This is a genomic window from Chryseobacterium sp. LAM-KRS1 (genome assembly GCF_013184525.1).
Classification (GTDB): Bacteria; Bacteroidota; Bacteroidia; order Flavobacteriales; family Weeksellaceae; genus Chryseobacterium; species Chryseobacterium proteolyticum.
Genome location: NZ_JAAOIZ010000005.1, coordinates 447107 through 465504, shown reverse-complemented (window position 1 = coordinate 465504; position 18398 = coordinate 447107). Strand labels below are relative to the sequence as shown.

19 protein-coding genes are annotated in these 18398 nt (G+C 35.4%); 9 read left to right on the top strand and 10 right to left on the bottom strand.

Features of this window, described 5'->3' with window-relative positions; all coding sequences use genetic code 11:
* Nucleotides 1-31 precede the first annotated feature (31 nt).
* The 7 genes from G9C87_RS16740 to G9C87_RS16710 all read right to left on the bottom strand — a co-directional run bounded on the left by G9C87_RS16740 (nucleotide 32) and on the right by G9C87_RS16710 (nucleotide 7923).
* Complete coding sequence (locus G9C87_RS16740) at nucleotides 32-1216, bottom strand: sigma-54-dependent transcriptional regulator (protein ID WP_172283238.1); 1185 nt, start codon at nucleotides 1214-1216, stop codon at nucleotides 32-34.
* A gap of 56 nt (nucleotides 1217-1272) precedes the next feature.
* Nucleotides 1273-1932 (bottom strand): YggS family pyridoxal phosphate-dependent enzyme, encoded by a 660-nt coding sequence (locus G9C87_RS16735; protein WP_172283236.1) that lies wholly within the window; start codon nucleotides 1930-1932, stop codon nucleotides 1273-1275.
* 112 nt (nucleotides 1933-2044) lie between these two features.
* Entirely contained in the window at nucleotides 2045-2911 is an 867-nt protein-coding gene (locus tag G9C87_RS16730) for a polysaccharide deacetylase family protein (RefSeq protein WP_172283234.1), read from the bottom strand.
* Between the two features lie 126 nt (nucleotides 2912-3037).
* Nucleotides 3038-3766 carry a DUF72 domain-containing protein gene (locus G9C87_RS16725; RefSeq protein WP_172283232.1) on the bottom strand — a complete coding sequence of 243 codons (729 nt, stop codon included), beginning with the start codon at nucleotides 3764-3766 and terminating at the stop codon, nucleotides 3038-3040.
* Between the two features lie 59 nt (nucleotides 3767-3825).
* Nucleotides 3826-6678: a heavy metal translocating P-type ATPase gene (locus G9C87_RS16720; protein WP_172283230.1), complete on the bottom strand. Its 2853-nt coding sequence runs from the start codon at nucleotides 6676-6678 to the stop codon at nucleotides 3826-3828.
* Nucleotides 6679-6970: 292 nt separating this feature from the next.
* Nucleotides 6971-7531 carry a helix-turn-helix domain-containing protein gene (locus tag G9C87_RS16715; protein ID WP_172283228.1) on the bottom strand — a complete coding sequence of 187 codons (561 nt, stop codon included), beginning with the start codon at nucleotides 7529-7531 and terminating at the stop codon, nucleotides 6971-6973.
* Nucleotides 7528-7923, bottom strand: a complete 396-nt coding sequence (locus tag G9C87_RS16710) for an acyl-CoA thioesterase (protein ID WP_172283226.1) — start codon at nucleotides 7921-7923, stop codon at nucleotides 7528-7530. Before G9C87_RS16710 ends, G9C87_RS16715 begins: the two co-directional genes overlap by 4 nt.
* A 577-nt stretch (nucleotides 7924-8500) precedes the next feature.
* On the opposite strand from G9C87_RS16710, the gene G9C87_RS16705 reads away from it, so the two are divergent.
* Nucleotides 8501-8857, top strand: a complete 357-nt coding sequence (locus tag G9C87_RS16705) for an RNA recognition motif domain-containing protein (RefSeq protein WP_172283224.1) — start codon at nucleotides 8501-8503, stop codon at nucleotides 8855-8857.
* Between the two features lie 127 nt (nucleotides 8858-8984).
* Here the strand turns inward: G9C87_RS16705 and G9C87_RS16700 are convergent, their stop codons facing one another.
* Nucleotides 8985-9452 carry a BlaI/MecI/CopY family transcriptional regulator gene (locus G9C87_RS16700; protein ID WP_172283222.1) on the bottom strand — a complete coding sequence of 156 codons (468 nt, stop codon included), beginning with the start codon at nucleotides 9450-9452 and terminating at the stop codon, nucleotides 8985-8987.
* Nucleotides 9453-9460: 8 nt separating this feature from the next.
* The gene (locus G9C87_RS16695) at nucleotides 9461-10063 is read right to left on the bottom strand and encodes a phosphatase PAP2 family protein (protein ID WP_172283220.1); all 603 of its coding nucleotides are present in this window, start codon (nucleotides 10061-10063) and stop codon (nucleotides 9461-9463) included.
* A 125-nt stretch (nucleotides 10064-10188) separates the two neighbouring features.
* Between G9C87_RS16695 and pdhA the strand changes: the two genes are divergently transcribed.
* From pdhA to G9C87_RS16660, 7 genes are all read left to right on the top strand, one after another.
* Complete coding sequence (gene pdhA, locus G9C87_RS16690) at nucleotides 10189-11190, top strand: pyruvate dehydrogenase (acetyl-transferring) E1 component subunit alpha (RefSeq protein ID WP_172283218.1); 1002 nt, start codon at nucleotides 10189-10191, stop codon at nucleotides 11188-11190.
* 96 nt (nucleotides 11191-11286) lie between these two features.
* A complete protein-coding gene (locus G9C87_RS16685) occupies nucleotides 11287-12903 on the top strand; it encodes a pyruvate dehydrogenase complex dihydrolipoamide acetyltransferase (protein ID WP_172283216.1) in 1617 nt (538 codons plus the stop codon).
* Between the two features lie 140 nt (nucleotides 12904-13043).
* On the top strand, nucleotides 13044-13712 hold the full coding sequence (locus G9C87_RS16680; RefSeq protein WP_172283214.1) for an ABC transporter ATP-binding protein: 669 nt from the start codon (nucleotides 13044-13046) through the stop codon (nucleotides 13710-13712).
* Nucleotides 13713-13724: 12 nt separating this feature from the next.
* Entirely contained in the window at nucleotides 13725-14294 is a 570-nt protein-coding gene (locus G9C87_RS16675; protein ID WP_172283212.1) for a murein L,D-transpeptidase catalytic domain-containing protein, read from the top strand.
* 37 nt (nucleotides 14295-14331) lie between these two features.
* Complete coding sequence (radC, locus tag G9C87_RS16670; protein ID WP_172283210.1) at nucleotides 14332-15009, top strand: RadC family protein; 678 nt, start codon at nucleotides 14332-14334, stop codon at nucleotides 15007-15009.
* Nucleotides 15006-15926: a hypothetical protein gene (locus G9C87_RS16665; RefSeq protein WP_172283208.1), complete on the top strand. Its 921-nt coding sequence runs from the start codon at nucleotides 15006-15008 to the stop codon at nucleotides 15924-15926. Before radC ends, G9C87_RS16665 begins: the two co-directional genes overlap by 4 nt.
* 184 nt (nucleotides 15927-16110) lie before the next feature.
* Nucleotides 16111-16941 carry a phytanoyl-CoA dioxygenase family protein gene (locus G9C87_RS16660; protein WP_317168568.1) on the top strand — a complete coding sequence of 277 codons (831 nt, stop codon included), beginning with the start codon at nucleotides 16111-16113 and terminating at the stop codon, nucleotides 16939-16941.
* On the opposite strand, the gene G9C87_RS16655 is transcribed toward G9C87_RS16660, so the two are convergent.
* Entirely contained in the window at nucleotides 16936-17682 is a 747-nt protein-coding gene (locus G9C87_RS16655) for an FkbM family methyltransferase (protein WP_172283204.1), read from the bottom strand. The two genes, G9C87_RS16660 and G9C87_RS16655, sit on opposite strands and share 6 nt — an antisense overlap.
* 185 nt (nucleotides 17683-17867) lie before the next feature.
* Between G9C87_RS16655 and G9C87_RS16650 the strand changes: the two genes are divergently transcribed.
* Nucleotides 17868-18380, top strand: coding sequence for a hypothetical protein (locus G9C87_RS16650; protein WP_172283202.1), 513 nt, complete (start codon nucleotides 17868-17870; stop codon nucleotides 18378-18380).
* The last annotated feature ends 18 nt before the right edge of the window (nucleotides 18381-18398 follow it).

Below are 18398 nucleotides of genomic sequence, written 5' to 3'. Positions count from 1 at the left end.
TTTTTTATAATTTATTTAGTTTATAATTAAATTATTTTCTTACAAAATTTGCAACATCCTCCTTGGAAACTGTGCTTCCACCTAGAATAATTAATCTTTCCACAACATTTCTTAATTCTCTGATATTTCCAGTCCATGAAAGGGCTTTAAGCGCTTCAATCGCTTCATCATCAAATTTTTTCACGGCTGTACCATGTTCATCCGAAATCATTCCTGAGAAATGTTCTACCAATAATTTGATATCTTCTTTTCTTTCATCCAACGGAGGTACATAGATTTCAATTACAGATAACCTGTGGTAAAGGTCTTCTCTGAATTTCCCCTCTTCAATTTCTTTCTGCATATTTTTATTCGTGGCAGCAAGAACCCTTACATCAACTTTTATTTCTTTGTCGCTTCCTACAGGAGAAACTTTGCTTTCCTGAAGTGCTCTTAAAACCTTTGCCTGTGCAATAAGGCTCATATCTCCGATTTCATCCAAGAAGATAGTACCTCCTGTTGCCTGTTCGAATTTTCCCTGCTTATCTTTGATAGCTCCGGTAAAAGAACCCTTTACGTGTCCGAAAAGTTCGGATTCGATCAGTTCTGATGGGATCGCCGCACAGTTTACTTCGATCATAGGTCCCTTTGCCCGTTCACTTTGATTGTGAATAGCATGCGCTACCAGCTCTTTACCTGCACCGTTAGGCCCGGTAATAAGAACTCTTGCATCAGAAACAGCTACTTTTTCGATCATATCCTGAATCTTCTGTAATGCAGGAGATTCACCGATCATTTGGTATTTTTTGTTGACTTTTCTTTTAAGTGTTTTATTTTCACTCTGTAGCGTCTTATTTTCCTTTTTCAGGGTTTCTTTCGCTAAGGCATTTTTAACACTGGTTATCAGTCTGTTGATATCGATAGGCTTAGAAATGAAATCATATGCTCCATCCTTTAAGCAAGAAACAGCAGAATCAATATCTGCATGCCCTGAGATCATAATAAAAGTAGTTTCGGGTTTTAACACCAAAGTCTGCTTCAAAAGCTCTGTTCCTGAAAGTTTTGGCATCTTTATATCGGAAATCACTAATGCGAAATCTTCTTTTTCCAGGTGTTTGTAACCCTCTAAACCATCTTCGGCTACTACAAATTCATAATTGGTAAGTTCATCAGACAGAATACTGTGCAGTACTCCTGAGATTGCTTTTTCGTCTTCTACTATAAGGATTTTTTGCATAGTTGCAAATTTAGATTTTTTGATTGAATTATTAGCAAAAACTATACCTAAATACTTTATTTAGAATAATCTCTTCGCCCGAAAATTGCAGAGCCAACCCGTACGGAATTTGCCCCGCATTCAATGGCAATAGGGAAATCATCACTCATTCCCATTGATAAGGTATCCAGTTTTTTTAATTGATTTAATTCATCAAAAACTTTTTTTAAGGTTAAAAATTCCTTTTTTACCTGTTGCTGATCGTCAGTGAATGTAGCCATCCCCATAAGTCCGGTAATGTGAATATTAGCAAATTCACCATTGATGTATCTTTGGAAGAGCTCTCTGGCTTCTGATATTTCAAGACCGAATTTACTGTCTTCAGCAGCGATTTTTACCTGCAGAAGAACCTTAATTTTTCGGTTATGTTTTCCTGCTTCTTTATTGATCTCCAGCAATACTTTTTCAGAATCCACACTCTGGACCGTGTCGATAAATTCAGCAATATATTTTACCTTATTCGTTTGCAGATGCCCGATAAGGTGCCATTGAATATCTTTCGGAAGCAGAGGATATTTCTCCATAAGCTCCTGGACTTTATTTTCACCGAAAACTTTCTGTCCCAGGTCATAAACCTCCTGAATAGCTGAAACAGGATGGGTTTTTGAAACGGCTACCAATTGAACTCCTTCGGAAAGCTGTCCCTTTATATTGTTGTAATTTTCTTTAATATTCATAATTGCAAATTTCTGAATTCTTATAGCAAAAAGCTAATGATTTTATAAAATTTTAAATAGGTCTGAGTTATTTTTTTGCCATGAAATTTCAGAATGAGCCTTGTTTCATGTTTTAATTTAAAACTTCATTGATTTTAGGATAAGCGGAAATCTTTCTGAATACAAAGCGATTGGTCTTCTGTAGTTTTTCAATAAACAGGTCGAGCTCATTAATTGAATCGGTATCCGAAAGATACTGATCATGGGTAAGGAATACCAAATGTCTTGATGTTTTTTCAAGGTCATTAAAAAAGATACTGTCTACTTTTTTCAACATGGCTTCGTGGCTTCCTTTAAGGACCATTCTGTTTGTGGGCTTCCATTCCAGATCCCAGCCGATTACTTTATATCCTGCCTTTTTTAAATGATCGGCTGCCAGCGAAGAACTTTTAATATCCGTAACATTGATGTTGTTGAGCCTCCAGATATTTCTGCCCGGAGTTCTGGCGATTTTATTGTGCAGTGTAAGACTGTCCTTTGCCCTGTCAAAATCATGGACAACTGCTTCCGGATTTTTATAAAAACTGGAATATTTGTTGTGGGCATGCGAAAAGCTGTGATTGGCCAGTTCAATTAATGGGTCTGCTTTCAGCAGTTCCATATCGTTCTTTTGTCTGTTGCTGTCATAGCAGTGTTTTCCCACTATAAATGCAGTAGCACATACATTTCTTTTGCGTAAAACTTTCAGAAGGTTTTCGGTCCCGCGATTAGGACCATCATCAAAAGTAAGATAAATAACTCTTTTGTCTGTCGGTGCTTCGTCATCCTCCAATTCGGGGACTATTTTTGCGACGGGATGGTCTTTGGAAATCATCTTTTCAGAATCTTTCGCGTCTTTTTTCTCATTACAGCTGTTGAATAAAACTGAAGTTGCACTCACCAATGCAAACATCCCAAGAAAAGTCAGGTTTCGCGACTTTTCCGCAAAAAGGTTTTTCATAAAAAAATTGGAGATTAAATGTTAATTATCGTTAAAATTTACAAATAGATGTTAACAATATACATGCCAATTTTTATAAAAAAATAAGTTTTAATAATATTTTAATCTATTAATTGTAAAGGGTTTTCAAGATAATATTTTTTCCAGATACAGGCCATTTTTGATTGCGGCAGTTCCCCAGGTGTTATTGAAAAATATAAACGCTTTCTTTTGTGATTTTTGTATTTTTTCGGTCAAATGATTGAGAAATTCGTGAGTGTACTCAGATTTGTAGAGCACAGGCTTTCCGTGAAGTCTATAATAAATGATTTCAGGATGATTACTCATTAAGTCTTCCGGAAGATTTCCGGGAAAACTGACACCAGAAAAAATAATGTTTTTTTGCTTTAAAGCTTTTAAGACTTCATCAGTCCACCATGAAATATGTCTGAATTCCATTACATTTACAAAATCAAAGTCTGGATGTGTTAGTACCAAATCAAGGTTTTCGGGAGTATTTTTGAAAGAAGGCGGAAACTGATATAAAAATCCGGATAGTTTATTTTTTAATCCCTCATGGATGTGACGGCAAAAGATTTCGATCTCGTCCTTACAATCTTTCATTCTTTTTTCGTGGGAAATTGTTTTGGGGATTTTAATAAAAAACCTGAATTCTTCAGGAGTTTCATCAAACCATTTTACAAGAGTTTTCAGAGTCGGTTTTCTATAAAAGGTAGAATTAATTTCTACAGCATTGAATTCTTGAGAATAGAGCGTAAGGAAATTTTTAGCAGATGCATCTTGTGGATACAGAGAGCCTTTCCAATCGTTATTATAGAATCCTGAGCAACCGATATGATACATTTCTTTTTTCATGGTTTTATAAAGTTCCTCCGGATTTGATCTATAAACCTGGAATCCGGAGGAAAATTTGATTATTTAATGTCGAGATCGACAGCGTTTAATCTTAATGAATTAAGAATCACCGATAAAGAGCTGAAACTCATAGCTGCGGCTGCAATCATCGGAGATAACAGAACTCCAAAAAAAGGATACAATAATCCTGCCGCAATAGGAACTCCTAATACATTATAGATAAAAGCAAAAAAGAGGTTTTCCTTAATATTCTTCAATAGTTTTTCACTCAGAAGCTTAGCTTTGGCTACACCTATGATATCTCCTTTTAATAAAGTAATCTCTGCACTCTCAATAGCGACATCCGTCCCTGTTCCCATAGCAATTCCGATGTCGGATTGTGCCAAAGCAGGAGAGTCGTTGATTCCATCACCTGTCATTGCGACAATTTTTCCTTCTTTCTGAAGTTTTTTAACTTCATTTAATTTATCTTCAGGTAAACAATTGGCTTTGTAGTGTATGATACCCAGCTCATCCGCTACAGCTTTAGCTGTATGTTCATTATCGCCGGTCATCATCACGATATCCAGACCTTCTTTCATTAAGAGCTCAACGGCCTTTTTAGAACTTTCTTTGATTTTATCCCTAAAACTTATGAACCCTAAAACATTATGATCCTCGGCAATATATGAAATCGTATGCGCTTTGGACTGAACTTCAATTGCCTTCTGTTTTAAACTATCAGGAATGGCAATCTGATGAGAGGTCAGGAGATTTTCGTTTCCAACATACACCGTTTTTCCATCGATGATTCCTTTTACCCCTTTTCCGGATATGTTTTCAAACTTTTCTACCTTCGCGGAAGAGATTTTTTGATCCTTAGCTTTTTTAATGACTGCGTTAGACAGTGGGTGTTCTGAATTCTGATTCAATGAATAGGCTAATTTTAAAATCTGATCCTGATTTCCGTTATCCACTGTTTCAATGTGTTCTACAGATGGTTTCCCTTCGGTAAGAGTTCCTGTTTTGTCCGTAATAAGAACATTTACTTTGTTCATTTGTTCCAAAGCTTCGGCATTTTTAATCAGGATGCCGTTTTTAGCCCCTTTTCCGATTCCAACCATCAAAGACATTGGAGTAGCAAGACCTAATGCACAAGGACAGGCTACAATAAGTACAGCTACAGCATTGACGAAAGCAAACAAACTTCTTTTCCCTTCGGGCCCGAAGAATTGCCATCCGACAAATGTTAAAGCGGCAATAAGGATAACCGTCGGTACAAAGATTTTGGAAACTTTATCGGTTAATTTTTGAATAGGTGCTTTACTACGACTTGCTTCATTCACCATTTTGATGATCTGGGACAATAGGGTTTCATCACCAACTTTTTCAGCTTTCATAATAAAAACCTGATTCCCGTTGATTGTTCCTGATGAGACCTTATCATCCATATTTTTTTCTACAGGAATCGGTTCTCCGGTGATCATACTTTCATCAACAATAGAGTTGCCTTCCGTTATTTTTCCGTCTACCGGTATCTTTTCTCCGGGCTTTACCTTTAAAAAATCACCGATCTTTACTTGAGAAAGAAGAACCCTTTTTTCTTCTCCATTTACGATCAGGTTGGCTTCATCCGGTGAAAGATTCATCAGCTCCCTGATCGCATTTCCAGTTTTTTTATGAGCAGCGGCTTCCATGAGTTGCCCCAGGATAACCAGCGTAAGAATAACACAGACCGCCTCAAAATAAAGAGGGATCTCATGATTGTGACCGCGGATTTCATGTGGGATGATATCCGGAAAAAGAAGAGAGACAATACTGAAAATAAATGCTGCAGAAACTCCCAGGGCAATCAGACTGAACATGTTCAGATTCCATGTTTTAAATGAAACCCAGCCTCTTTTCATTAAAAACCACCCAGAATAGAAAAGCACAGGAATTGTTAAAGCCAGCTCAATAAAGCCCTGAATCTGATGAGAGAACGGGAAGTTAATCAGCATACCTCCCATAGAAAGAATAAATACGGGAACGGTAAATAGCAATGAAATAATGAATTTCCTTTTTAATATATTATAGGTTTCATCATCTTCTTCCCCTCCAGTATCAGGCATTCTTATGAGATCCATTCCGCATATGGGACAGCTTCCAGGCTCGTCCCGTATAATTTCAGGATGCATAGGGCAGGTATATTTTGCGGTCTTTTTCTCAGGATATTTCACAAGATCCATTCCACAGACAGGACACCCTACATTGCTGTCATAAGTTTTGTCTCCTTCGCAATACATCGGGCAATAGTATCTTCCAGCCATATCATCCGTAACTTTAGGAGCTTCATGATGATGGTGGGTGTGTGAATGAGAATGTTGATGGGTATGTTCTGATGATGAATTATTAACAAGCTCTTGTGTAATTTCTTCCAGGTGCATATGACAAACCGGACAGTCGCCTTTTTCATCATATATTTTATCTCCTTCACAAAACATCGGACAATAATATTTTCCAATATGGTCTTTGAAGTTTTCCGGCAAATGTTTGGAAGAATAGGCCGGTTTGTAATTAGGGTCCTTAGCTTGCTTTTCTTCAATAGGAACAAGGTACATATGACAAACCGGGCATCGTTCTCCCTGTTTGAAGTATACTTTATCTCCCTCGCATTCCATAGGACAATAGTAAACTGAAGATGGAGAAACACGATCCTGAGGTTTAATGAAAGCTTTTTCCGGCTGCGTCTGATCCTCCAGCTGATAATGGCCAATCTCGGCTAAAGCCTTGTTTAGCGTATTAAGGTTAATTGGAGTATCTGAGATAATAGTTGCAAGATTATTTTCCAGACTGATATCTGCTGTAATTCCCTCGATTGAATTTAGCTTTTCAGAGATTTTTTTCTGACAACCGGAACAGCTCATTCCGAGTATTTTATATTGTTGTTCCATGATCTTAAATTATAATACAAAATTCCGTAAAGGAAAATAATGTATGTTATAAATTTAAGGATAATAGTTATAGAATTTGGGAAATCGGGTATTTGGATGTTTGAGAGTCGGAGGGTGTTAGGGTATTAGGGTATTGAATAATGGAGTAATATTGAGTTATTTGGGATTTTATGATCTTGTAGTACTGAAGTACTAATCTACTTAAAAGCTATTTTTATAATCTTTAACTGTAATGTGCTTAAAACCTTAAACACGTAGACTCTCACTAATCCCATACGCTCTGGTACTTCACTCAAAAACTGTCAAGCGGTTTTCTGTTATGGACTTTCAGTTTTTTAAACTCAGTAGGGGTGAATCCTGTGCTGTTTCTGAATTGTGAGGATAAATGCTGTACACTTTTATAACCAAGCTTTCCTGCAATTTCCGTTAACGTAAATTCATTATACAAAAGAAGCTCCTTTACCTTCTCTATTTTTTGAAGGATAAAAAACTGCTCCAAAGTAATATTCTCATTTTGGGAAAAGGTTTTTGAAAGGGAACTGTAATCCTTATGTATTTTTGAAGCCAGAAATTCTGATAATAAAAAGTCTTCATCGATATCGAGTTCGCTGATTTTGGTAATAATGAGATTTTTGATTTTCTCAACAAGTTGATGGGAGGAATCCTTTATTCTTTCAAAACCTGTTTTTTCCAATTCTGTTTCAATGGAACGCATATCATGATCTGAAATATCTGATTCCGTTTCCACTTCCCCAAGTTGTATGGATTGTATTCCGATCCCAAAATCATTAAAAATAGAAGAAACGGCAGAAATGCACCTGCCGCAAACCATATTTTTGATGAAAATTTTCATAGCTGGTTATTTAATCGGTCCTTTACGAATTCTACCTGCGTTTTGCCATGAGGAAGAGGATTTCCGTCTTCACCTAAATTGACCATTACAATTTTATCTACCGTGATAATAGTTTGATGCGTCATTTTATTTCGTACCTCGCATCGCAATGTAATAGAACTTGAACCGAATGCTGTTACTTCAATCCCGATTTCAACAATATCTCCCTGTTTGGCAGAACTAACGAAGTTGATTTCCGAAATGAACTTCGTAACCACTTTTGTGTTTTCTAACTGAATGATAGCATAGAGAGCAGCTTCTTCATCGATCCATTGTAATAACCTGCCTCCAAAAAGTGAATGATTAGGATTCAGATCTTCGGGTTTTACCCATTTTCTAGTGTGATAGTTCATACCTTAATAATTTGCCCCACAAATTTAGCGCTAAAAACTGGCTTAATCAAACGAATAGGATTTAGTTATCAAAAGAGAAATATTTATTTTCTCGATCAGAAAATTTCATCATTTAGCAATATCAAACTTATCATATCATCTTTTTTCATTTTTTATTATTTCCGTTTTATTTAATCATTTGATATATAGTGTTTTAAAAATATGTAGTTGTGTTTATTAAAAAATATTCAATGATAAGCTTAAATAGATGTGGTTTTAGCTTGCATTTTAGCAATTTAATAGTATTTGTTGCTATATAAGTGTCATTTTACTATAAGATCTAGTGTTAAAAAATATTTAATTTTCCCAAATATTGCTTATAATATTATTGATATACATATATAAAATATTGTTTTACGATAATTTTTGTAAATAGATCAAATATGGGTGATAAAATACTTGTAAAAACGCTTTGATTTGAAATTTTAAATTGTATCTTGCGAACGTTTATATTTGGAATCAATATTTGTTCATTTAATATATGTTGCTTTTCTTTTATATACCAAATTTTTATTAATTATTATAATTTTATTTAACAATGAACATTTTTGTTTCAAACATCAATTACTCAACTAAAGAGTACGAATTACAAGATTTATTCGCAGAATTTGGAGAAGTATCTTCTGCTAAAATCATTACAGACAAGGAAACTGGACGTTCCAGAGGTTTTGGTTTCATAGAAATGGGAGAAGAAGAAGGAAAGCAAGCTATTGAAGCATTAAACGCAAAAGAATTTAACGGAAAAACACTTAACGTTTCAGAAGCTAAACCAAGAGAGGAGAAGCCAAGAAGAAGTTTCGATAACAACAGAAGTGGTGGTTATGGAAACAACAGAGGCGGTGGATACGGCGGTGGTAACAACCGTGGTGGAAACGGCGGCGGAAATCGTTGGTAAAAAATATAAGCGGCTTTTAAGCCGCTTTTTTTATGTCTTTTTATTTCGTGTTCCTTGTTAATTAATCAATATAAATAAATTTATACGATACTGTTTTACTTATTTATAAATATGCCTTCTTCGGGGGCTAATCTTTTTTCTTCTTTTTCTTTTTATCCCTGTTTTTCTTATCCTTTTTGGGATTAAGGATCTCATTGGCAATCTCCAGCTTCGGTATTTTGGTTTTTACCGGTTTTATTTCAATTTTAAGATCGAAATACTCTTTTAAATCATCCTGTGATATTAATTTTTCATTCAATAGGAATTGTAAGATCTCTTTTCCCGAATCATGAAAGAAGTTATGCGAAAGTTCTTTTAATAAAAACTTTTTATAATGTTCATAGGGTATGGTGACTGAATATTTAAAAATCCTGCCTTCTTTCTGTGTAGAAAGATATCCCTTTTCAACAAGGATCTTCAGGTAAGTGGATACAGTATTCTGGTGTGGTTTTGGTTCCGGATGCTGCTCCATAACATCTTTCAGGTAGAATGAATCGAGCTTCCAAAATAGCTTCATTAAGTTTTCTTCTGCAGTTGTAAGATGATTTATTTTCATAAGATATTCTAATGTTGAAAGTGTATACTGCAATAAAGATAAAGAAAAGAAATTAAAAATGCTATTGCTGCACCCATAAATACTTCTTTTATAGTATGCCTCTTTAATATTACTCTTGTAATTCCCACAAGAACAGCTATTCCCAGCCATAAAAGTCCCATTTTCCAACTAATGGCATAAAATAAGCCGGCGACAAAAACATTGAAGGCCGTATGCATAGAGCTTTTAATAAAAAAATTACTTATCTGTAAGGAAAAAAGGAGAATAAGGATAAAAAGCATTAGAAAATCCAGTGAGCCATATTTGATATAGTGAAAAAGTAAATAGGCAATCACAGCAATTGCAGCAAAAATATAAAATGTCTTCCTCTGAAGCCTGTTTGAAACATCCATATTGGTATATCTTCCGGTTTTTACATTCCAGATCAGCCAGATAATAATAGGAATTATAATGATAAGTAAAATAGGAAGAAAGTAAGTAACTGAGTCTTTAAGGGAATATTCACGAACACTTTTATAAACAAAGAATAAAAATAAAGATACCAGCGGACTGAAAAATTCTGAGATAATTCTGGAGATTTTATGCAATGCGGATGTTTGTTTTTCTTCCATGTTTAAATTAAAAACTCAAATATAACATTATAAGTAAAAAAACAATTGGTATGTATACAATAAAAACAAAGTTTTTTTTATAATTTTGCTCAACTATTTCATAATAAATAAGCAAGAGCTAGCACATGAAAGAATTTTCTAAAGAGGTATACCTTAAGTGGTATGAAGATATGACAATGTGGAGAAGGTTTGAAGACAAATGCCGTTCTCTTTATCTAAAACAAAAAATCAGAGGTTTTTTACATTTGTATAACGGTCAGGAAGCTATTCCAGCCGGATTTACCCATGCAATGGATTTAACCAAAGATAGTATGATTACTGCTTACAGATGTCATATTCATCCAATGGCAATGGGAGTAGACCCTAAAAGAATTATGGCAGAACTTTGCGGAAAGGCTACAGGTACATCCGGAGGTATGGGTGGATCTATGCATATTTTTAGTAAGGAGCACCGTTTTTACGGAGGTCACGGTATTGTAGGAGGACAAATTCCTTTGGGAGCTGGTATTGCTTTCGCTGATAAGTATTTTGACAGAAAAGCTGTAAATATCTGTTTCTTTGGAGATGGAGCAGCAAGACAGGGATCATTACATGAGACATTTAACATGGCAATGAACTGGAAGCTTCCGGTAGTATTTGTGGTAGAGAACAACCAGTATGCGATGGGAACTTCTGTAAAAAGAACTGCCAACCATGAAGATATCTACAAATTAGGATTAGGATATGAAATGCCTTGTCTTGCAGTAGATGCAATGGATCCTGAAAAAGTGGCTGAGGCAGCTTATGAAGCTATAGAAAGAGCAAGAAGAGGTGATGGGCCTACATTCATTGAAGCAAGGACATACCGTTACAGAGGTCACTCGATGTCGGATGCTGAGCCGTACAGATCCAAGGAAGAAGTATCTATCCATAAAAAAGATGATCCAATCGAATTGGTAAAAGAAAGAATCCTTGCGAATAACTGGGCTACAGAAGCAGAATTGGAAACTATTGAAAATAAATCCAGAGATTTTGTTGACGAGTGTGTGGAATTTATGGAAAATTCCCCATATCCAACCGCGGAAAAAATCTATGAGTATGTATATGCACAGGAAGATTTCCCATTCGTAGATAAACTGGAAAACTAAACATAATAGGAGATCATATGATGATGACCGGGAGTTATTATCATATCCCTTTCATTATCAAATTATCAAATTAATTCATTATCATATTAAAAAATTATGGCAGAAGTAATTACAATGCCTCGTCTTTCCGACACAATGACGGAGGGGAAAGTGGCGAAATGGCATAAAAAAGTTGGAGATAAAGTAAAAGAAGGAGATATTTTAGCTGAAATTGAAACAGATAAAGCTGTTCAGGATTTCGAATCTGAGATAGAAGGAACCCTTTTGTACGTAGGTGTAGAAGAAGGCGGTGCTGCAGCTGTAGATTCTGTTCTTGCAATCATTGGTAATGAAGGTGAAGATATATCCTCACTAAAAGGCGGAAGCGCTCCGGCAGCGGGAGGATCTGAAGAGAAAAAATCCGAAGAAGAGGTTAAAACCGAAAATAAAGAAACGAGTGTAGAACAAGCTTCTTCTGAAGTTCCTGCAGGAGTGGAAGTGATTACAATGCCAAGACTTTCTGATACAATGACAGAAGGGAAGGTAGCGAAATGGCATAAAAACGTAGGAGATACCGTAAAAGAAGGAGATCTTCTTGCGGAGATCGAAACTGACAAGGCTGTTCAGGATTTTGAATCTGAATTCAACGGGGTATTATTAAAGCAAGGTGTCGAAGAAAACGGAGCAGCTCCGGTAGATTCGGTATTGGCAATTATAGGACCTGCGGGAACAGATGTTTCAGGAGTAGGTGCTGCAAAATCATCAGGTACTGTTTCAGAAAAACCAGCTGAACAAAAATCCGAAGTGAAGGCAGAAGATAAACCAGCTGCTCAGGCGGTGAGTTCATCATCTACGGATAGAATTGCTATTTCTCCTTTGGCTAAGAAAATTGCTCAGGAAAAAGGGGTGGATATCCATGGTGTACAAGGTTCCGGAGAAAACGGAAGAATTGTAAAAAAAGATATAGAAAATTATCAGCCTTCTCAGGCTAAGCCCGCAGCATCTGCTCCGACGGCAAGTCCTGCAGCTCAGGTTGCTTTAAATTTTGTTCAGGGAGAAGATACGGAAACTCCAAATTCTCAGGTAAGAAGCATAATTGCAAAACGTCTTGCAGAAAGTAAGTTCTCTGCACCTCACTATTACCTGATGGTAGAGATCAATATGGATAAAGCAATTGAGGCAAGAAAAGAAATCAATTCCTTACCAGACACGAAGATCTCTTTCAATGATATGATCATTAAAGCAACAGCTGTTGCGTTAAGAAAACATCCGCAGGTAAATTCAAGCTGGGCAGGTGATAAGATCATTCACAGAGGAAACATCAATATCGGAGTAGCCGTTGCGATTCCTGATGGCTTGGTAGTTCCTGTTCTTAAGAATACAGACCAGATGAACTATAATCAGATTTCTGCGGCTGTGAAAGATATGGCTTCAAGAGCTAAATCTAAAGGCTTAAAAGCAAATGAAATGGAAGGTTCTACATTCTCTATCTCTAACCTTGGAATGTTCGGAATTGAAACATTTACAAGTATCATCAACCAACCGAACTCTGCAATCCTTTCTGTTGGAGCAATCATTGAAAAACCAATTGTTAAAAACGGAGAAATTGTAGTTGGAAACATTATGAAGCTATCTTTAGCATGTGACCACAGAGTAGTAGATGGTGCTACAGGAGCTCAATTCTTACAGACTTTAAAAACATATCTGGAAAGTCCTTTGACTTTGTTACTGTAACAAATCCGGATGATATAGATAAAAACCTCTCGTTACGAGAGGTTTTTTGTTTATAGATCTTGTAACTCAATAGAATTTCAATCATTAAAAAATTAATGTAAGATCATTAGAATTTTATTTATATTCACTATTTTTGAAACATGATTATAGCAAGAAATATCCATAAATCTTATGGAAATTTAGAAGTGTTAAAAGGGGTTGATATTCATATCAAAACCGGGGAAGTAATTTCTATTGTGGGAGAGTCCGGAGCCGGAAAATCTACTCTATTACAGATTTTGGGAACATTGGATTCACCTACTAATTCAAAACTTTACGACACCGAAATTACATTGGCTGGCGAGTCATTTATCAATATGACAGATAAGCAGCTTTCTAAATTCAGAAACCAGAATATTGGTTTTGTATTTCAGTTCCATCAGTTGCTTCCTGAATTCACAGCACTGGAAAATGTTTTGTTACCTACCAAAATTGCAGGAGCAAATGAAAAAGAAGCGCTGGAAAAAGCTTATGCACTGTTTGAAGATCTAAGAATTGAACAGAGATTGCATCATAAGCCGAACCAGTTATCTGGTGGAGAAGCACAAAGGGTAGCGGTAGCAAGGGCACTTATCAATTCTCCCAAAACTATTTTTGCTGATGAACCAACGGGGAATCTTGATTCAAAAAATGCGGATGATCTGCATCGTTTATTTTTTGACCTTAGGGATAAATATAATCAGACCTTTGTTATTGTAACCCATAATCCTAATCTTGCGGAGATTACAGACCGTAAGCTTGTGATGAAAGATGGAATGATTATAGAATAGTTTGCTTCAATCATGCAAAAAAGAATGTTCTTTTTTCTGGTATTATTTATTTTTGTGGGCTTTAAATCACAGATCAACTCTAATTTGCCGGAAGCAAAGATCATCGAAATTAAAAGATTCTTAGCCGGGAAAAGTTATAATCAAGACCTCGCTATATTCATTAATTATAAAATCCACTCCGGTAAATACCGTTATTTTGTTTACGACCTGAAAAATAATACAATACTTCAGCAGGCTATTGTTTCTCATGGAAGTGGTTCCGTTAATAAAAACACGGACGTCCTTAGCTTTAGTAATACTGAAGGCTCTTATCAGTCTTCCTTGGGGAAATTTGAAATCAAAGAAAGTTATATAGGGAAGTTCGGGAAATCTTACCGGTTAAACGGTCTTGATTCAAGCAATAATAATGCAATGGGCAGAGCTATTGTTATTCATTCATACGGATGCATACCGGATAAAGAATCACAAACTCCTGCTTGTCTGAGCCTTGGCTGTCCGATGTTATCGTCTGGTGCTTTTCAACAAACCGCCCGCTTTATTGATTCATCTAAACTACCGGTAATATTGTATGCTTTTTATTAAAAATTCGTACTTTGTACTTTTAATTTAAACTTCAATTATGTCCATTAAATTTCTTGCTGAGGATGACAGGCCACGGGAAAAATTTTTACGAAAAGGTAAGGATTCACTTTCCGATTCTGAATTATTGGCCATTGTAATGGGAAGTGGAAATAAAGATGAATCTGCCCTGGAATTAGCCAGGAAGATTTTATCATCTGTTAATAATAACTGGAATGAACTCAGTTTGCTGTCCGTTAAAGAGCTTATGAAGTTTAAAGGGATAGGTGAAGTAAAAGCACTTTCAATTGCTACCTCTCTTGAAATAGGACGCAGACGTGCCCGGCAGGAAATCTCAGACAAGCCGGTTATTTCGAATAGTAATGATGCTTATGTCATTTTTAAAAATCATTTATCGGATTTAAGGACTGAAGAATTCTGGGCACTGTTCCTTAACCAAAGTAACAAAGTTACCCAGATTTCACAGCTAACACAGGGGGGGATCAGTCAATCTATCGTTGATGTACGTGTTCTTTTCAAAACAGCGCTGGATAATTTTTCTACAGGTGTAATTATAGCACATAATCATCCTTCCGGAAGTTTAAAACCCAGCCGTGAAGATCTCACCATAACCCAAAAGATAAAGGAAGCGGGAAGGTTTTTAAGTATCCAGCTTTTGGATCATTTAATAATAACCCAGAATGCATATTTTAGTTTCTCAGACGAAGGATTATTATGATTAAGAGAGTACCATACCCCGAAATTGATTTTAAAAAATATACCCAATGCCTGGAAGGCTCTGAACAAAGGAAATATTCAGCTTCTAAAACTTTTTTAGATATCACGTCCCTGGATAAATGGGAATTGCTTGTGTATAATGATTATGAAGCAGTAATGCCGGTTCCGTACGTAAAAAAATACGGAATAAAAATCGTTCACAATCCTATGCTTTGTCAGCAGCTAGGCGTTTTTTCAAAGAAAGATGATGTTTCAATCAACCAGGCGTTTTTGGAATTTTTACAGGAAAACTATCTGATAAGAATTTACCAGTTCAATGATCGTAATCAGTTTCAATCTACAATACCATTGAGGAAAAATTTCCTTATTCTACCTGATGCATACGAAAGGGTGTATGCCAAATATTCACCTAAAAGGAAAAGGAAGTTAAGGCTTGACGAAAATGTAATGGAGAATTCCCTGATTAAAAATGTAAGCTTTGAAGAGGCCCGAAGTTTTATTTCGGCCAATATGCTTGGACTTGATAAAGAAGGTGATCTTAACGGCTTTTTAAGGATTTTTGAAGTATTTTATAAGCTGGGTAAAATTCAATTTTCAGCTTTTTATTTTAAAGATCAGATCATTAATATAATTGCGCTTTATGAAGATTTAGGTACTGTTGCCTTACTTGGAACATTTAACGATAAAGAACATGTAAAAATTTCTGGCGCATCCGTTCTCATCGATCATGCAATCAGGAATCATATTGAAAGTAAAATATTTGATTTTGAAGGAGGAGAGCTACCTAATATTGAAGAGTTTTTCAGAGGATTTCGTCCGGAATTAAGACCTTATGGGGTTCTGCAGAGTTCTGTGAAATCTTTGGCTGAGAATTTAGTGAGATTAATTATTAAAGGAAAATTCTCAACATTAAAATAGATGACAAGACCTGTATCTCATTTAGATTCGTTCTAAATATTATTTGTACCTTTATGAGGTTATTTTAACAACCTATTTAGCGATGTTCAAGCAGATCCGAAATTACAAATTACCTTACGTTATTTATAATTTTTTCAATAAGAATAAATTAAAACATAATATTCCGCTTTATAAAAAGTATGGTGTGAAAAAGAACTACTTTTCAAGTATTTCAAGTAAAGATTTTTCGCATCTTCCTGCAAGCAAAAGAGAAGTGCATCAGGAAAAGATGATGAATACGGATTTTTATAAAAGCCTATCGGAAGAAAATAAGGAAAGTGCATCCAGGTATAATGATAATGGATATCTGATCTTAAAAAATTACCTTAATTCTTCAACGGTGGACCAGATCAATGCTGAAATCGAAAAATTAATGAATGACGGGACTTTGAAATTCCGTTACGGCGGTAAGCTGATGTTTGCTATCCATCATTCGGAAATTATCAGAAGTATTGGTAATGATAAGGAGTTTCTCGATTTTCTATCAGTGTTACTGGACGGGCAGGCCAAACTTTTCCAGAGTATCAATTTTATTAACGGGAGCCAGCAAAAAACACATTCGGACAGTATCCACATGACTACCTATCCTCTGGGAGGATTATTGGGCGTATGGATCGCTTTGGAAGATGTAGACGAAAATAACGGAGCATTGCACTATATTCCGGGAAGCCATCAATTACCTTATTTCCTGAATTCTGATTATGATAATGAAGGAAGTGTCTTTAAAATCGGTAAAAAAAGTTATAAGGCTTATGAAGAGTTTTTAGAAAATAAAGTTCAGGAGTTGGGGTTAAAGAAAGAGGTTTTTCGAGCTAAAAAGGGAGATCTTTTAATATGGCATGCGAACATTCTCCATGGAGGGGAACCACACCTGGATAAAAGCAGAACCCGCAAAAGTCTTGTTTATCATTATTTTGATGAAAACAGTGTTTGCTATCATGAAGTGACCCAACGTCCCGCACTTTTTGAATTATAAACCGACTGGTTTGCATGCAAAAAACACATCTTTACTCTGGCTTTTTATGGTAAATTGATATGGACTCAGATCTCTGTTTAACGCAATGGAATCATAAGGCGGGTGAGTTTCAATTACTATATTCTCTACATTTTGAAGCCATGAATTATTTTTGCTGAGTAGTTCAGCTTCCGCTCCTTCAATATCGATTTTAAGAAGGTCTATGTTTTGGATACCATTATTTTTCAAGATGCTTACAATAGATAAAGCGTCCGTAAGAATACCGGTTTCAGATATTTTTTGATTGTAAGAAAGTTCATCTCCACCAAAGTGTAAAGCACCATCTTCAAAATGGACTGCTGCATGTAAACAAATAATATTCTTAAATGACTGCGTATTGGCTTTTAGCAGTTCAAAATTATCCCGGGAAGCTTCTACTGCATAAATTTTAGCATTTGGATATTTCAGAGACAGGTAAATGGAGGTCATTCCGATGTGAGCACCGAGATCAACTATAATCTCAGGGCTTTTGTTTAAGAATTTAAGATGATCGGTGTAGGTTTCTTTCCAGAATATTTCGTAGAAAATATCAATATCACCTTTAAAGGTCCTCAAATACAGGCTGAATTCTTTTTTATTCTTCTTAAAATTATATACAAAGGTCTCATTGTTATTAAAATTGAGATCGTTCTTTCTGAATTTGGAACTGTACCTTTTTGAATTCACAATAATTGTAAAAAAGGTCTTCAGAGTACCGCTCATATTTTTATTGAAAATTACCTTTGAAATGTAGTTTTTTAAAGACATTATAAATTATAAGATGGTTGACAGTACAAATTAATGGTATTTATGTTTATTTCACTATTTTTTTGAGAGGAAAATGAAAAATAAAAGCTTTAAACTTGCATAGTGAATAGTAAATTATTAGTAATTTTGCACATCGAATTATGACAAGTTTTTCAGAATATCTGCCGTATGCTTTTGCTCTAATTATTGCAATTCCTTTTCTGGTTTTGCTAAGACAATTTGTACATACCTATATTACCCTTAAAAACCAGGAAATAAAGCTTCTGTCCGTGAAATCAAATTCTGAGAACAAGAGCCATTCATATGAAAGGATGACATTGTTTCTGGAAAGGATCAAACCTTCGAATATTGTTCAACGGTTTGATAAGGATCTGGCAGTTCATGAATTTATTTTTCTTACGGAAAAAACGATCAATGAAGAGTTCGAGTACAATTCTTCTCAGCAGCTTTATTTAACGAAAAATTCATGGAAGAATGTTGTCGATTGTAAAAATGCAATTATAGATTTGCTTCATAAGACGTATGAAGGTCTTAATAATAATGCCGATCTTAATGAATTTAAAACGGTTTTTATTATGAATTACATGAATGCTGAAGATTATATTGCTGTTACCATAGAAGATTTAAGAAGAGAAGTTTTAATATTATCATAACAAAAAAATTAAAATATA

What these genes read in the sequence shown, in the direction of transcription:
- G9C87_RS16715 (WP_172283228.1), bottom strand. Translation starts at nt 7,531, where the DNA reads ATGAAAATTTTCATCAAAAATATGGTTTGCGGCAGGTGCATTTCTGCC.
- G9C87_RS16725 (WP_172283232.1), bottom strand. Translation starts at nt 3,766, where the DNA reads ATGAAAAAAGAAATGTATCATATCGGTTGCTCAGGATTCTATAATAAC.
- G9C87_RS16735 (WP_172283236.1), bottom strand. Translation starts at nt 1,932, where the DNA reads ATGAATATTAAAGAAAATTACAACAATATAAAGGGACAGCTTTCCGAA.
- G9C87_RS16680 (WP_172283214.1), top strand. Translation starts at nt 13,044, where the DNA reads ATGATTATAGCAAGAAATATCCATAAATCTTATGGAAATTTAGAAGTG.
- G9C87_RS16720 (WP_172283230.1), bottom strand. Translation starts at nt 6,678, where the DNA reads ATGGAACAACAATATAAAATACTCGGAATGAGCTGTTCCGGTTGTCAG.
- pdhA (WP_172283218.1), top strand. Translation starts at nt 10,189, where the DNA reads ATGAAAGAATTTTCTAAAGAGGTATACCTTAAGTGGTATGAAGATATG.
- G9C87_RS16685 (WP_172283216.1), top strand. Translation starts at nt 11,287, where the DNA reads ATGGCAGAAGTAATTACAATGCCTCGTCTTTCCGACACAATGACGGAG.
- G9C87_RS16675 (WP_172283212.1), top strand. Translation starts at nt 13,725, where the DNA reads ATGCAAAAAAGAATGTTCTTTTTTCTGGTATTATTTATTTTTGTGGGC.
- G9C87_RS16655 (WP_172283204.1), bottom strand. Translation starts at nt 17,682, where the DNA reads ATGAGCGGTACTCTGAAGACCTTTTTTACAATTATTGTGAATTCAAAA.
- G9C87_RS16650 (WP_172283202.1), top strand. Translation starts at nt 17,868, where the DNA reads ATGACAAGTTTTTCAGAATATCTGCCGTATGCTTTTGCTCTAATTATT.
- G9C87_RS16695 (WP_172283220.1), bottom strand. Translation starts at nt 10,063, where the DNA reads ATGGAAGAAAAACAAACATCCGCATTGCATAAAATCTCCAGAATTATC.
- G9C87_RS16740 (WP_172283238.1), bottom strand. Translation starts at nt 1,216, where the DNA reads ATGCAAAAAATCCTTATAGTAGAAGACGAAAAAGCAATCTCAGGAGTA.
- G9C87_RS16730 (WP_172283234.1), bottom strand. Translation starts at nt 2,911, where the DNA reads ATGAAAAACCTTTTTGCGGAAAAGTCGCGAAACCTGACTTTTCTTGGG.
- G9C87_RS16705 (WP_172283224.1), top strand. Translation starts at nt 8,501, where the DNA reads ATGAACATTTTTGTTTCAAACATCAATTACTCAACTAAAGAGTACGAA.
- G9C87_RS16700 (WP_172283222.1), bottom strand. Translation starts at nt 9,452, where the DNA reads ATGAAAATAAATCATCTTACAACTGCAGAAGAAAACTTAATGAAGCTA.
- G9C87_RS16665 (WP_172283208.1), top strand. Translation starts at nt 15,006, where the DNA reads ATGATTAAGAGAGTACCATACCCCGAAATTGATTTTAAAAAATATACC.
- radC (WP_172283210.1), top strand. Translation starts at nt 14,332, where the DNA reads ATGTCCATTAAATTTCTTGCTGAGGATGACAGGCCACGGGAAAAATTT.
- G9C87_RS16710 (WP_172283226.1), bottom strand. Translation starts at nt 7,923, where the DNA reads ATGAACTATCACACTAGAAAATGGGTAAAACCCGAAGATCTGAATCCT.